Source organism: Azospirillum sp. UENF 112521 (assembly GCF_058780665.1).
On the sequence record NZ_JBSNCI010000004.1, the window covers coordinates 942,116 to 956,850 of the forward strand.

Here is a 14,735-nt window from a genome sequence, read left to right on the forward strand (position 1 = left end):
GAACGTATTTCGCCGTTGCCGCCCGCGCCGGGCCGAACGGCAGCAGGGATGCACCCGCAACAGCAGTTGCCGTTGCCAAAAAATCTCGCCGATTAAAATTCATTGCGATCAAGCTCCCGCATAACGGTAAAAACACTGGAAGCTTGTATAGGAAACCGACTGTTTGCACGTGAATTCAACCGGCACCGGCGGGCAGGCCTGGATTGGGCGGACGGTGCCATACCTGCGCATGTCCGATCGTCTGCGGACAAACGCAGGCGGGATCGGACGGATGGGAAAGCCGCCGCCGGTTCTAGGCGCCCGCGGTGACTCGGGGAAAGCGCAGGGTGAAACGGGTGCCTTCGCCGGGGCGGCTCTCGACCCCGATGGTGCCGTGCAGGCGGCCGGTCACCAGATTGTAGACGATGTGCAACCCCAGCCCGCTGCCGCCCGCCCCGCGCCGGGTGGTGAAGAAGGGATCGAAGATCTTGGGCAGCACGTCCGGTGCAATGCCGTTGCCGTCGTCGCCGACCGACAGCTCCACCATGTCGGGACCGAGCAGCCGGGCGGCGATGGCGATCCGGCCGGGCTGTTCCGGATCCAGCGCATGGACCAGCGCATTCATGATCAGGTTGGTCAGGATCTGCGACAGCGCGCCGGGATAGCCGTCCAGCTCCAGGTCGGCCGGGCAGGCGACGTCGATGGTCAGGGCCGTCCGCGCCTTGTAGGTCGGGTGAAGGCTGCGCAGCAGCTCGTCGATGTAATCGCGCAGCAGGAAGGGGCGGCGCTCGTCGCTGGACTGGTCGACAGCGACCAGCTTGAAGCTCTGCACCAGGTTGGCGGCACGGGTGCTGTTGGACAGGATCAGGCTGGCCATCTCCATCCCGTCGCTGAGGAAGCGCTGGAAGTCCGACTTCTTCAGCGCGTTCGCCGTGTGGCGGTCCGACAGCTCGCCGATCAGCGCCTGCAATTGCGAGGCGCCGGTGATGGTGATGCCGATGGGGGTGTTCACCTCATGCGCCACGCCGGCGACCAGCTGGCCGAGCGAGGCCATCTTCTCCGCCTGGATCAGGCTGGCCTGGGTCGCCTTCAGTTCGTCAAGCGCGCGTTCGGCGGCATCGCGCGACTGGCGCAGGGCATGCTCCGCCTCCACCTCGCGCGTCACGTCGACCACCACCGCCTGGATCGCCGGGCCGTCCATCCAGTCGACGCGCCGGCCGGTCAGCTCCACCCACAGCCCGGCGCCGTCGGACCGGCAGGCTCGGATGCGGCGGCGCGGCGTCGACTGCCCGTTCTCCAGCAACCGGTCGTACCCCTCGATCAGCGCCTGGCGTTCCGTCACCGCCACCACCGACAGCAGGGAGGGCAGGGCAACCACCTCCGCCACCGTCATGCCGAGCATGGCGGCGAAGCTGTCGTTGGCATAGAGCACATGGAAATCGCGATGGATGACGATGCCCTGGATCGAGCCTTCGACCAGATCGCGGAAGCGCCGCTCGTTGTCGGCCAGGGCCTGCTGGCGCCGGTCGATCTCCTCGATGAAATAGCGGATCGAGGCACCGATGTCGGTGATCTCGTCGTCGCCGTCCACCGGGACCGGAACCGGCTGATCGACCGGAACCGGCTGGTCGGCCCGACCCGGCCGGCCAGCCGGCGCCGCAATGCCGCGATGGGGGGACTGGCGGCTTCCCGACAGCCGGGCCAGCACCGCCCGGTTCATCGCCACCAGCCGCGTCGACAGGAACCGGCGGAAGAAGAAATAGACGCACACCGCCAGCAGAAGCGATGTTCCGGCCAGCACCATCACCGTGCGGGTGCGTTCGGCGATCAGCGCCGCCAGCGCATCGGTGCGCTCGGCCGACTGGTCGCGGATGGAATCGTACAGCGTGCGGGTGGAGCGTTCGACCGTCTCGACCAGGACCTGGGCCTGACCGGTCAGCGCCTGGGCGCGGTTGCGCGCCTGCAGCCTGTCAATGGCGCTCTCGAACAGCCCGCCCGGCGCCACCAGCAGGGAGAACAGCTCCTCCTGCACGGTGGACATCATCTGCCCGGTGGGGTCCGGGGCGCCGCCCGACAGGCGGGCCAGTTCGGCCAGCGTGCGTTCGGCGGACCGCGCCTCGCCCTTCAGGCGGCTGAGATGATCCAGCTGCGTGGCCCCCGCCGCCCGCGCCATCAGCGCCCCGATGCGGGCCGCCCAGGCGCCGGTGTCGGGCATGCTCTCGATCGCCGCCGCCAGCCGGCTCAGCGCGCGTGCGGCTTCGGCCTGGCGGTCGCCATATTCGATCTGGCGCGTGACCTCGGCGTTCAGGTCGGCGACCGTGGCGGCCAGGATCAGCAGGGTGGAGCGGGTCTGCTCCAGCAGGCGGACATTGCCGTCGCGCTCGCCCGCGCCGGGATCGCCCTCCTTCATCAGACCGCGCATGCGGGCGACCAGAAGCTGCATCGAATCCAGCTCCGTCACCAGCCCGTCATAGATGGACCGGCGCTGCGGCGTCGAGGCCGCGGCGGCGAGCTGCGGCAGCTGCGCTACCAGCTTCTGCAACGATCCGTGCAGTTCGGCGCTGGTGATCACTTCCGGCAGGGTGTTGGTGGACAGCGCCGCCACCTCCGCCCGGAACAGGCGGAAGGAGGACATCGACACGCCGCCGATCAGCAGCACCAGCAGCGCCATCACCGACAGGCCCAGCGTGATGCGGACGGCGATGCCGAACCGCCGCGGGCGGCCCGGCGGCGCCTGCGGCTTGCGCCGTGCCGTGCCATCCATGACCGCCGCATCGCTTGCCGGCAAGGGGGGTGACGACAAGGCGGTGGAAGAGAACCCGTCCATCACCGCCTCACCGTCATGCGGCCGTCCAGCCGGGGAACGAACTCGCCGCTGCGGGCGATCTGGTCGATCATCTGGGTGGAAACGAATTCCGTGTTGCGGTCCTCCACCAGCCGCGGTGCGCCGGCCAGGATGCCGTAACCGTCGCCCCCCGCCGCCAGGAAGCTGCTGGTCGCCAGACGGTAGCGGCCGGACAAGGCGACCGGCTTGCCGCCGACCGACAGGCTGCGCAGCCGCTGGCCGGGCGGGCGGGCGAGGTCGATCTCGGCCCGGGCATTGGACAGATGGGGAAAGCGGCCCTGCAACTGCTCCACCGCCGACACGCCGCTCTCCACCGCATCCCAGAGCTGCTGTCCGGAGACGTCCAGCACCACCCCGACATCGTGGAAGGGCAGTTCGGTGTAGATGTCGCGCCGGGTCAGCAGAGTGCCGGCCGGATACTGGCGGTCGCCACGGATGCCGCCGCCGTTGAACAGGGCCACGTCGCCGTCCAGCGCCTCGCGCAGCGTGTCGACCACCGCATTGGCGAAGGCATTCTCCCCCGTCCGCAGCGACTCCTTGCGGGTGTCGAGGGGAGCGGTGAGACGTCCCACCTCCATCCGCAGCATGGTGTCGAGCCGCGCCGCATAGGCCTTGGCCTGGATCAGCACCGCCGGGTCGGGCGCCACCGTCGCCGTATCGATCAGGCGCGGCGCCGGGGTCCAAGTCAACACCGTCTGGCCGTCCGGTCCGGCGGTCCGCTGTATCGTCAGGTCGATCGCCAGCACCCAGGCGGCCTGCGGCCCGACCGTGGCGGACAGGAACCGTCCGTCGTAATCGACGGCGAAGGGGCGGCTGCGGTCCTGGTACAGCACGATGTCGGCCGGGCGGGCGGCCAGCACGCTGCGGTGGGTGTCGCCGGCATAGCCGGTCATCGCCACCACCAGATCGACGCCCTCGGCCCGCAGGGCCGCGGCCTTGGCGGTCAGCGCCCGCACCGGGTCGCGGAATTCCGTGCGCTGGGTTCGGGTGGTCTCCCGCGTCAGCACCGGCGTCGCCGCCATCACGCCGATGCGCAAGGGGCCGGCGGTCAGCACCACCGCCGCCTCCAGACCGTCCGGCGTGCGGCCGGTGGAGCGGTCGACCGCGTTGGTGGTGACGATGGGAAAGCCGGCCTCGAAGGCGCGGGCGCTCAGCCGGTCGTCGCCATGGTGGTATTCGCGGTTCAGCGCGGCCATCGCGTCGATGGTCATGCCGTTCAGCAGGTCGATGATGTGGGCGCCCTGGTCGTAGAAGGCGAGCACCGACGGCGCCAACGTCTGTCCGCCATGCAGGACCAGCAGGTTGGGATGGGCGGCCCGCTCCTGCCGGATCGTGCCGGCCAGCCGGGCCATGCCGCCGCGCCCGGCGGTCTCGTCCAGGTCGGTGGTGCCCTGGGTGTAGAGGATCGTCAGCCGCACCGGCCCGCTGTCCGCCACGCTCGCCTTGGGGGAGGCGTCAGTCTCCTGCGCCTGGGCCGGCAGGGTCGCGGCCGGCAGAATCGTGGCGAGGCCGATGACAAGGCCCAGCGCCAGCGATGCGGTCAGGGACGACGATGTCCTGCCGGGCCGGGTCCGCACCCTGCCGGCAGCGCCGATTGAAATACCGATAATGTCCATAGCCCGGCGTCACCTTTGCCCCCGTGCCGGATTATGCTCATTTTCCAGTCTTTGTTGAAGCAAAGCCGCGTTACGGGATTGTCATATTGATGGCACATGGCGGGGAAGAGCACGTTTCAACCACCCGTAGACCCCAAGAAGTCTCAGTATTTCGATCAACTTCATCCGAATGGGTGCGGGAACTGCGGCAAAACGTGGCGCCAGCCCCGCCCTCCGGGTCTTCGCCAGGGCGGCGCGGCGGGCATAGGCGACGCGATGCAGGGTGACGCGGCGTGCGGCGGTGTCGTAACAGGCGAAGCAGGCCCGGGCGTCGGCGCCGCGCGGCTCCCCCACCGTGCCGGGGTTGATCAGGTAGAGCCCGTCCGCCCGCAACTCCGCTCCCCCATCCAGCGGCAAAGCATGCACCGCGCCGTCGCGCCATTCCCACAACCCGGCCCGGTGGGTGTGGCCGAAGGCGCAGATCCGCGCGCCCGATGGATGCGCCGCGAGCGCCCGCAGGCTCAGGGCCCGCTTCCCGTCATCGTCCAGCCGGACCAGCTCCTTGCCGACCTCCGGATGCAGCGCGCCGTGGACGGCGACCAGCGTGCCGTCCACATCGGCGGTCAGGGGCAGGCCGGCCAGGAAGGCGCGGCTGTCCTCGTCCAGCCTTGCCCCGGTCCAGGCGACGGCGCGCGCCGCCGGGCCGCTGAACCCATCGGTGCCGATCAGGCCCGCCACCGCCCGGTCGTGGTTGCCGGCGATGCAGACCGCCCCGGCCTGCCGCAGCAGGGCGATGGAGGCGGCGAAGTCGGTGTTGTAGCCGACGATGTCGCCGAGGCAGACGATGCGCTCCGCCCCCTCCGCCCGGATGGCGTCGAGCGTCGCCTGCAACGCTTCCAGATTGGCGTGGATGTCGGAGATCAGGGCGATCTTCATGGGTTGTCGGGGGTCATGGCTTCACGAGGCGGGCGGACCGGATGCCGCCGGGCATGCGGGCGAGCAGCCGGTCCAGCTTCGGCCGCAGGAAGGGCATCGGGTCGTCCGGCGTGATCGCCTTCGCCTCGCAGCGCGCCACCCAGGCCAGCCAGCGCGCCGTTGTCACGCCGCTTTCCCGCGCCGCCAGCCGGTCCTTGCTGATGTGGCACCAGCAGGCGCCGGGGCGTACCTTGGCTGGAGCAGGGCGGGGCCGGCCGGTCAGGTCCGCCTGCACCAGTGCCGGCAGGTTCACCCCCGCGACAGCCCCCAGATGGTGCCAGAGGTTGAAGCGCGGGTTGATCTCCAGCAGGTGCAGCCGGCCGTCCGGGTCGCGCTTGAAGTCGAACTTGGCGACGCCGCGCAGGCCGATCTTTGCCGCGATCTCCCGCCCAAGCGCCGCCACATCGGCGCCCTCGCCGTCGATGTCGGTGATGGTCAGCGCCGTGCTGTGGCCGTAATCGACGGGGTAGGTGCGGATCTTGCGCCCGGTGAATTCCCCGGCCACCGCACCGCTGGCGTCGATATAGACATGGTGGCTCTCGATCCGCGTCTCCGGCCCGGGGATCAACTCCTGCGCCAGCAACTCGATGCCGACCGGGATCAGGCGCGGCCACAGGGCGCGGAGCTCATCATGCCCGTCCAGCCGGATCGCCTTGCCCAGCCCCTCGATCTCGTCCCAGGGCGGACGGCGGGTCAGCGGCTTGACGATGAGGGGATAGCGCAGGTCCAGATCCGGCGCCTCGCTGCCGGGCAGGGGGTGCAGGCGTCGGGTGCGCGGCACCGGCAGGCCCAGCCGTTCCGCCATCGCCTGGAACCGGCCCTTGTCCACCAGCGTCTCCACCAGTTCGGCGTCGGCCAGCGGAAGGCGGAAGACGGAGGCCAGACGCTCGCGGTTTCGCGACACCATCAGCAGCTGGGCGTCCTCCTCCATATAGAGCACCGGCTTTTGCGACTGGGCGGCGCCGAAGCGCAGCAGGCGGTCGACCAGCGTCCTGTCATTGCCGCCTTGCCAGGGGATCACCTGCGCGGTGAAGCGGGACTGGGCGGTCGCCCCGCCCGGCGGCCCGACCACGGCACAGCGGATGCCGGCCAGCCCCAGCGGGCGCACCAGATCCATGTCGCCCAACACGCAGGCCAGCGGCCCGGCTTTCGTCCCGGTCTTCATCGCCAACTCCCCATTCAGATCCCGCACTCAAATCCCTTTGGCCGGCGCGATCCATCCGCGCAGCGACCGCTTGACCGCATCGGCCATCACCCCGCGCGCCCGGCGGACATGCGCCTCCATCCGCCGGCTGAACCGGTCGGGGCCGAGCGTCAGCCAGTTCATCGGCTGTTCGGCGTTGGAGAGCAGCGGCTTGTGTCCGGCCGGGGTCGACATGAAATCGTAGCAATCCTCGCCACGGGCCAGTGCGTCCTCGATGGCCAGCACATGGCTCAGCAGCCCCGGCTTCAGCCGGTTGTCGGCCTCGAAGGCGAAGCCGCCCTGATAGTTCAGAACGCGGTTGCGGTGGACGAAGTTGTAGAGATAGCCGACCGCCTGCCCGCCGGCGCTCACCCGGCTCAGCCGCACGGCACCCCGCGGCATCCCCTCGGCGATCAGTCTTTCGTGGAAGGGGCGGAAGGCGGCATTGGCGAAGGCGCCGGCCTGCCCACGCGCCTGCCATCCGGCCTGATGCAGCACCTCCAGCCCGGCGAAATACTCCAGCGCCTCGTCCACCGTCGTGGCGACGCGGTGTTCGAGGTCACCGCGGGCCCGGTAGAGCCGTTCGCTGCGGTTCACCGCCGCCCGTGTGTTGCGGCCCAGCCCGCCGCGAAAATCGCCGCCCGCCGCGCGCACCGTGCCGAAGTCCACCCATTGGGCGGAATCGGCAATGCGCAGTTGCAGCGTGTGGCCGGTCCGCGCCGCAACCCGCCGGGCCGCCCGCTCCGCCGCCAGGGTCAGGCCGCCCAGCACCAGCTCGTCATTGGCGCTCAACCGCTCGCCCAGCCAGTGCAGCATCGCATCCGTCACCTCGTCGGCGACACGGCGGTCGGCGAGGATGCCGTTATACTCCATGAACAGCCGATCATAGCTGCGGTCGCCGGTCTCGTGCAGCATCCAGCAGCGGCTGGGCAGCAGCCCGAACCGGCGGCGCAGGCGCGGGCAGAGCAGGGCCATCCCGACCGTCTCACCCCCCTGGCGGGCGACCAGCAGCTGCGGCTCGATCCCGTCCGGCAACTGCGCCAGCCAGGGCCCGATCCAGGTCCAGGACAGGAAGAAGGAGGGGTCGGACCGGCTTTCCAGCTCCGTCCATGCCCGTGCCAGCTCCGGCATCGACGGCAGGGGGCGCAGGGCGACCTGTATCTCGGCCGGCCGCAACTCGGCCGGCTGCATCCCGGTTGGGGTTGTGGAACCGGTCGCCCTTTGCGGAAGGGTGCCGTCGGAGTTGGTGCGTGGCCAGATGCTCATCGGCGCGGCATCTCCGGTAGATATTCTCTACCGAAAACAACACGCTGGTCAGACGAACGGTCCCGTCTACGCCGGGGCCCCTCGAATGTCTGCGCGGCGCAAACGGGTGCCGCGAAGTGGTAGGTACCTATCCGAAGTTGTCCCAATTTCCCTCTCCCTTGGGGGAGAGGGAAATTGGGACCCCGATCTCAGCGCTTCACCGTGTCGGCGGACTGGCCGAACAGGATCTTCTTGCTGTCCTCGTTCACCGTGGGCGTGCGGTTGGGATTGATCTCCTGCCCCTTTTCATAGGCGCGCACCACCGCCGGCCGCTCCTTGATCGCGGTGAACCAGCGCTTCAGGTTGGGGAAGTTGTCCAGATCCTGCTGCTGGCGTTCGTGCGGGACGATCCACGGGTAGCTCGCCATATCGGCGATGGACAGTTCGGCTCCACCCAGGAACTCGTTGTCGGCAAGGCGCTTGTCCATCACGCCATAGAGACGGCTGGTCTCCTTGACGTAGCGCTCCATGGCGTAGGGGATGCGCTCCGGCGCGTATTGGACGAAATGGTGGTTCTGGCCGGCCATCGGGCCGAGGCCGCCGACCTGCCAGAACAGCCATTCGAGAACCGTCTTGCGCCCACGCACGTCGCTGGGCAGGAACTTGCCGGTCTTCTCGGCAAGGTAGACAAGGATGGCGCCGGATTCGAACACGCTGATCGGCTCGCCGCCGTCGGCCGGGGCGTTGTCGATGATTGCCGGCATGCGGTTGTTGGGCGAGAAGGCCAGGAAGTCCGGTTTGAACTGGTCGCCGGTGGAGATGTTCACCGGCTTGAAGCTGTAGTCCAGCCCGGCTTCCTCCAGAAAGATCGTGATCTTGTGGCCGTTCGGCGTCGGCCAGAAATAGAGGTCGATCATCCCAAACCCTCCTGCGATTTATCGGCCCGACGGTCCGGGCCATGATTTCGGGAAAAAGGTTAACCGCTTCGGTCCGGCTGGCAAGCCCGCGCAGACGCGCGGCAGACCTCCAATCCCCCACACATATTTCGTTTTTCAAAATTCAGTTTCATTTTCTGACAGGCATTTTCACATCCGTCAGCGTGACCAACGATCAGACGAGGCAGCACCCCTCGATCTCCCCGACATGACGGCGGTGGACCATCCGATGATGGGCGCCTTCCCGCGCGGCGACCGGGTGGACCTGGAGCGCCTTCACGCGCTTTACTTCGCGCACGAAACGGCCGCGTGATGGGGCAGGGGATGGACGAACAAGGTATGGACGATCTGCTGAACGGGGAGCCGGAATCGGGCTTCCAGCGCTTGCTGGGCTACGCCTTGAGTCGCTGGGAGGAGGGCGAGGCGGAGCTGACGATGGCCATCGACGACCGCCACCTGAACCGGGCCGGCGTGGTGCATGGCGGGGTTCTGGTGACGCTTCTGGACACGGTTTCCGGATTCTCGGCAACATACTGTCCGTTCCCCGGCCGGGTAAGGCGGGTGGTGACGCTGTCCCTGTCGACGAGCTTCCTGGGTCAGGCGCGCACCGGTACGCTGATCGCCACCGGCCGGCTGCGCGGCGGCGGGCGCAAGATCGTCGGGATCGCGGCGGAGATCCGCCATGGCGACACCGGCGCCCTGATCGCCACGTCGGAAGGCATGTTCAAATACCGGCCGGGCGGCGAAAATCGGGAGGGAACCGAGCTATAAGCGGACAACTGACCGTCGCGCGCCAGGGCCGCGTGATGGTGCTGACGATGGACGATGCGGCCACCAAGAACGCGCTGGAGCCGGAGATGATGGCCGCCGCCCGCGACGCGCTGGTGCAGGCGGCCGGGGATCCGGGGGTGGGCGCCATCGTCCTGACCGGGGCCAACGGCACTTTCTGTTCCGGCGGCAATCTGGGCCGGCTGCTCGGCAACGCCAAGGCCGACCCGGAGATGACGCGCACCAGCCTGGAGCACTTCCATGGCTGGACCCGCGCCATGCGTGCCTGCCCCAAGCCGGTGATCGCCGCCGTCGAGGGGGCCGCCGCCGGAGCGGGATTCTCGGTGGCACTGGGCTGCGACCTGATCGTCGCGGCGGAGGATGCCGTGTTCACGCTCGCCTATGTGAAGGTCGGACTGAACCCGGACGGCGGAGCGTCGGCCTTCCTCGCCCGTGCCGCGACGCCGCAGCTGGCCGCCGAGATCATGTTTGAAGGCGGCAGGATCGGCGCGGCACGGCTGGCCCAGCTCGCCATCGTCAACCGGGTGGTGGCGCCCGGCGCCACGCTGGCCGAGGCGCTCGCCTGGGCGGAGCGGCTGGCGGACGGGCCGACGCTCGCCATCGGCCGGGCCAAGCGGCTGATCGAGAGCGGCTTCGGCGCGCCCGACGACCAGCTCGACCGCGAGGCCGCCTTCTTCGTCGAGGCCTTGCACGGGGCGGAGGCGGCGGAGGGCATCACCGCCTTCTTCGAGAAGCGTCCCCCCAATTACCCCCGCGCCTGAGCTTGTCGTCAGGCCAGCAGCGACAGGGTGGGATCGGGCGGGGTGGGTGCGGCGTTTTCCAGGGCGCGGACGATGTCCGACGGCGCCCCGGTCAGCCGCAGCGGCTCCGCCCGGCCGGCAAAATACAGATCGGTGCCGCCGTCGCCTGCGCTGCGCAGATAAGCGACGGCGATGGGGTTCACCAAAACGGTTTCCCCGGACGTGTCGGTCATCTCAACGAATGCCATTGCGTGTATCCTCTCTCGCGTCCGGGTAAAACGCTCTGCGATGGTGTATGTTTCCAACCCGGACGTTCAGTAGGGCGCCATGACCGGAAGGGAGTACCCCTTCGACCTCTTGAACGGAGCGGAACCGCGACAAACATGGGCGGTTCAGTTGATCGAAGCCGAACAGGCTTCGGAAACCGGATGGAACGGGCTATAAGCCCGCACCGTCATTCAAGGGAGCATGCCGTCTTGAAGGTGCTTGTCGTCGAGGACGATCCGCTGATCGGTCCGGCCGTGAAAGCCGTTCTGGAGAATGCGGGCTATACCGTGGTTGGACCGCTGCGCGACGCCGCCAAGGCTACGCGGGTCGGTGCCCGCGAATGTCCCGAACTGGCGCTGGTCGACGTCAATCTCGCCGGTGGGGAGAATGGCTTGGTCCTGGCCCGCCGCCTGTGGGAAGAGAATGGCATTCCGTCGCTGCTGATGACCGGGTTCGATCACCATGCCGCCGAAGCCCGCGCCTTCGCCATGGGCCTGCTGCGAAAGCCGGTGATGCCGGATGCGCTGGTCCAGGCCGTCGGCGCCGCCGGGGAAATCCTGGGTGGCCTGCGCCCGTCCTCTACGCCGGCCGCGCTGGAGATCTTCCACGGCTCCGCCGCCATGGCCGCCGGCCTGCCGAAGGCGCGCACGGCCTGACCGCTCACCGTCCTTGAGTTGTCAGGAAGCGCCCGCCCTTCGGCGGGCGTTTTCGTTTTCGCCTGCCGCGCGATCATTCCGGACCGGGCCTGTTGGTGTGATGGCAAGCGGGGACGAACCGGCCCCCCACCGACAAGTTTCCGGCCCGCCGCCGCACCGGCGTTGATGGGCCGCACAGCGAAAGGAATCCTCATGAAGAGCCTGATGATCGGCGCCGCCACCGCCCTGGCCCTGATGGCCGCCCCGGCCTTCGCCGCCGACAGCGGTTCAATCTCCGGCAGCCCGGCGGCCAACAGCGCCGGCTCAAGCACCAACTCCAACCAGACCAACCCGCCCTGTACGTCGAACAACCAGCTCGGCTGCGGCAGCATGGGCGGCGTGGACAGCAAGAGCGGCGCCACCAGCGGCTCGTCGTCCAATGGGTCTTCGATGGGCAACGGGTCGATGACCGGCTCGGGCTCTTCCAGCTCGACCAATGGCACCGGCGGCAACAGCCTGGGCAACAGCGGCTCGATGGGCACCGGCTCCGACGGCCCGGTCGGCACGCAGCAGCCGTCGGGCTCGATGGGTGGTTCCATGGGCGGTTCGTCCACCGGCACCGGCAGCACCGCCCGCTGATCCGGGCAGTACGGTAAAGAAGAAGGGCGCGCGGTCACCCGCGCGCCCTTTCCCGTTCCAGGCCGGCTCCGTTCCAGGCCGGCCGTCAGCCCTCGGCGGACAGCAGGGCCACCGGCAGATCCGCGAACAGCGTCGCCGCCATCACCGCGTCGCCGCCCTCCACCTCCACGCCGGTCAGGCGGTTGCGCCAGCCGGCGCCGCGCGGCAGCGGGATGGCGGTGTTGCCCCAATCGGGCTTCTCGCCCAACTGCCCGACCAACCGCGGCACGGCCACCACCACGGTTTCGTCCCCGATGCGGCGGGCATAGGCCACCACATGGTCGGCACGCTCGCCGGTCGCCTCCAGCGGCAGATATTCGCCGGCGCCGAAGACCTCCGGCATCTCGCCACGGACCGCCAGGGCCTGACGGGTCACCGCCAGCTTCACGGCACCGTCGGTCCAGCGTTCCAGCAGGCCGGCAACCGCGCCATGCTCCACGAGGCCCTCGACCTCCTCCAGCATCGTGCGGCGGGCGTCATAATCCACCGGCAGCCGGTTGTCCGGATCGACGAGGCTGAGGTTCCACAGCTCGCAGCCCTGATAGATGTCCGGCACGCCCGGGCTGGTCAGCTTCAGCAGGGTCTGGGCGAGGCCGTTGACCATGCCGATGCGGGCCAGGGACGCCTGGAAGGGCAGGAAGGATTCCAGGAAGGCATTCCGGCGGGTCACGTCCAGCGCATCGTGGATGAAGCTGACGACCGCCCCCTCATAGGCCTCGTTGGGTGCGGCCCAGGTCGAATGCACCTTGGCCTCGCGCATCGATTTGGTCATGGCGCCGACGATGCGCTCGGCGAAGGCGGTCATCGCCGACTGCTCGATCCGGTCGACCGAGGCACCGGTCAGCTCCGCCGGCCAGGCACCGAGCAGCAGCTGATAGAACAGATACTCGTCGTTGCGGTCGGGCGGGGCGGTGCCTTCCACATCGCCGCGGCGGGCGCGCAGAAGCCGGCTCCAGGTCTGGACCTGCCGCTCCCACTCCTCCGGCATCTCCGACAGGGCGTAGAGCCGGGCGCGGGTGTCCTCGCCGCGCTTGGTGTCGTGGGTCGTGCTGGCCAGCATGTTGCCGGGCCAGTTGCGGGCCCGGTCCTGGTTGGCGCGGTGGAAGGCCGAGACGCTGACGCCGAAATGGTCGGGATGGCCGCCGACCTCATTCAGCGCCACCAGCCGGTTGTAGCGGTAGAAGGCGGTGTCCTCCAGCCCCTTGGCCATCACCGGCCCGCTGTACTGCTGGAAGCGCATGGCGAAGCGGGTGACCTGCCGATGGCTGTAGCCGCTCTTGGGCGCGGCCACCAGATCGGTGGTCAGCAGGCGTTGCAGGAAATCATAGACCGAACTGTCCGGCCCCTGCTCGACCCGCCGCGCCTGCGAGATCGCCCAGTCGATGTCGCGGCGGTCCAGATCGCTCGGCACGCCGCCGTCGACATAGGTGCGATAGACGGGGAAGCGGGCGATGGTCTCCTTCAGCGCCTGATGCAGGATGTTGGCGGTGAAGTCGGCGGTGGCGGGGTTGGAGCGAGCGATGCGCGCCGCCTTGCGCGACAGCACGTTCAACTCGCTCGCCATCTCGCTTTCCATGATGCGGATCTTGCACTGCCGCACCACCTCCTCGAAATTGTCGCGCCGGCCGATGAAGTCGGCATAGAGACGGGTGAAGGCCTCTTCCGCCTTGGGATCGACGAACAGGCCACCCATCAGGTTGGCGTATTCGTAGCCGGTGGTGCCGTCTATCTGCCAATCCTCGCGCAGCCGCTCATGCCGGGCCAGGATCTTCTCGACCACCAGATAGAAGGGCTTGGAGGACGCGGCGACCAGCCGCTCGCAATAGCCCTTGGGGTCGATCAGCCCGTCGATGTGGTCGATGCGGATGCCGTCGAGCGTGCCGTCCTCCACCATCTTCAGCACCATGCGGTGGGCAACGTCGAACAGCTCCGGCTCGTCCATGCGCAGGCCGGCCAGTTCGTTGATGTTGAAGAAGCGGCGGTAGTTGATGTCGTCGGCGGCCACCTTGAAATAGGCGACGCGCCAGTTCTGGCGGCCGATCAGCTCGTGCAGGTGGCCCCAGCTGTCAATCTCTCCCTGATAGCCGCGGAAGACGGACAGCCGCTGGTTGATCGCGTCTGCCACATCCGGCCGGGTCGCAACCAGCGTCGCCAATTCCGCCTTCTGAACGCCGGCCCGCGCGATCTGATGGGGCCGGGCATAGGCAAGATGGGCGAATGCGTCGCCGATGCGCTCCAGATCCGGGTGATCGGTGCCCAGGATGGTGCCGTAATCCTGCGGTCGCACCGGCAGCTTGTGGCTGTCATAGGCCCAGACGGCGAAGCTTCCGGTCTCACTGTCGAAACGCAAATCCAACCCGCCCGACACCAGAACAGCGCCATACTGGTCGCCCAGGAAGGGCACCAGAAGCTTGCCCTGGAGATAGCGGTAGTCGGATTCCCATTCGATGTCGAAATACCCGGCATACGGGCTTTCCAGCCCCCACTCCAACACGTTCAACCACCATTCGTTGTCGGCGCCGCCGACCCCCATGTGGTTGGGAACGAAGTCCAGGATCTGGCCCAGCCCGTTGCGCTTCAGCGCCTCCACCAGATCGCGGAAGTCGTTCTGGTCGCCGACCTCCGGATTCAGCTCATTGTGGTTGACGATGTCGTAGCCGTGGGTGCTGCCCGGCCGCGCCTTCATATAGGGGGAGGCGTAGAGATGGCTGACGCCCAGACGGGCGATGTAGTCGGCGATGGCGGCGGTGCGGTCGAAACCGAACTCGCCATTCAGTTGGACCCGGTACGTCGCACGAGGGATGGGCTTGCCGGCGGCGGGGGCCATGGGTGTGTGCTCCTCGGAATGGGAAGGGCGGAGTGGGAAAGG

Annotated in this window: 12 protein-coding genes; 4 read left to right on the top strand and 8 right to left on the bottom strand. The window is 68.5% G+C overall.

The window, feature by feature from the left end:
- Positions 1-292: 292 nt before the first annotated feature.
- The 6 genes from ACWPN8_RS24680 to ACWPN8_RS24705 form a co-directional block, all read right to left on the bottom strand.
- The gene (locus tag ACWPN8_RS24680; protein WP_492242621.1) at positions 293-2,806 is read right to left on the bottom strand and encodes an ATP-binding protein; all 2,514 of its coding nucleotides are present in this window, start codon (positions 2,804-2,806) and stop codon (positions 293-295) included.
- Positions 2,806-4,440 (bottom strand): bifunctional metallophosphatase/5'-nucleotidase, encoded by a 1,635-nt coding sequence (locus tag ACWPN8_RS24685; RefSeq protein WP_492242622.1) that lies wholly within the window; start codon positions 4,438-4,440, stop codon positions 2,806-2,808. The genes ACWPN8_RS24680 and ACWPN8_RS24685 overlap by 1 nt, the downstream gene beginning before the upstream one ends.
- 81 nt (positions 4,441-4,521) lie before the next feature.
- A complete protein-coding gene (locus ACWPN8_RS24690) occupies positions 4,522-5,355 on the bottom strand; it encodes a metallophosphoesterase family protein (RefSeq protein WP_492242623.1) in 834 nt (277 codons plus the stop codon).
- 13 nt (positions 5,356-5,368) lie between these two features.
- Positions 5,369-6,559 carry a carboxylate--amine ligase gene (locus ACWPN8_RS24695; protein WP_492242624.1) on the bottom strand — a complete coding sequence of 397 codons (1,191 nt, stop codon included), beginning with the start codon at positions 6,557-6,559 and terminating at the stop codon, positions 5,369-5,371.
- Between the two features lie 27 nt (positions 6,560-6,586).
- On the bottom strand, positions 6,587-7,843 hold the full coding sequence (locus tag ACWPN8_RS24700; RefSeq protein WP_492242625.1) for a GNAT family N-acetyltransferase: 1,257 nt from the start codon (positions 7,841-7,843) through the stop codon (positions 6,587-6,589).
- Positions 7,844-8,031: 188 nt separating this feature from the next.
- A complete protein-coding gene (locus ACWPN8_RS24705) occupies positions 8,032-8,739 on the bottom strand; it encodes a glutathione binding-like protein (RefSeq protein WP_377810772.1) in 708 nt (235 codons plus the stop codon).
- Positions 8,740-9,081: 342 nt separating this feature from the next.
- On the opposite strand from ACWPN8_RS24705, the gene ACWPN8_RS24710 reads away from it, so the two are divergent.
- Positions 9,082-9,528: a PaaI family thioesterase gene (locus ACWPN8_RS24710; protein ID WP_492242626.1), complete on the top strand. Its 447-nt coding sequence runs from the start codon at positions 9,082-9,084 to the stop codon at positions 9,526-9,528.
- Positions 9,525-10,307, top strand: coding sequence for an oxepin-CoA hydrolase, alternative type (locus ACWPN8_RS24715; protein ID WP_492242679.1), 783 nt, complete (start codon positions 9,525-9,527; stop codon positions 10,305-10,307). The genes ACWPN8_RS24710 and ACWPN8_RS24715 overlap by 4 nt, the downstream gene beginning before the upstream one ends.
- A gap of 8 nt (positions 10,308-10,315) precedes the next feature.
- On the opposite strand, the gene ACWPN8_RS24720 is transcribed toward ACWPN8_RS24715, so the two are convergent.
- On the bottom strand, positions 10,316-10,534 hold the full coding sequence (locus tag ACWPN8_RS24720; protein ID WP_109450142.1) for a hypothetical protein: 219 nt from the start codon (positions 10,532-10,534) through the stop codon (positions 10,316-10,318).
- Between the two features lie 234 nt (positions 10,535-10,768).
- Here ACWPN8_RS24720 and ACWPN8_RS24725 point away from each other — a divergent pair, with 234 nt between their 5' ends.
- Positions 10,769-11,209, top strand: coding sequence for a response regulator (locus tag ACWPN8_RS24725; RefSeq protein ID WP_244592578.1), 441 nt, complete (start codon positions 10,769-10,771; stop codon positions 11,207-11,209).
- Positions 11,210-11,401: 192 nt separating this feature from the next.
- Entirely contained in the window at positions 11,402-11,827 is a 426-nt protein-coding gene (locus ACWPN8_RS24730; protein ID WP_492242627.1) for a hypothetical protein, read from the top strand.
- 85 nt (positions 11,828-11,912) lie between these two features.
- Here ACWPN8_RS24730 and treY read toward each other — a convergent pair whose 3' ends face one another.
- Positions 11,913-14,693 carry a malto-oligosyltrehalose synthase gene (treY, locus tag ACWPN8_RS24735; protein ID WP_492242628.1) on the bottom strand — a complete coding sequence of 927 codons (2,781 nt, stop codon included), beginning with the start codon at positions 14,691-14,693 and terminating at the stop codon, positions 11,913-11,915.
- Positions 14,694-14,735: the final 42 nt, after the last annotated feature.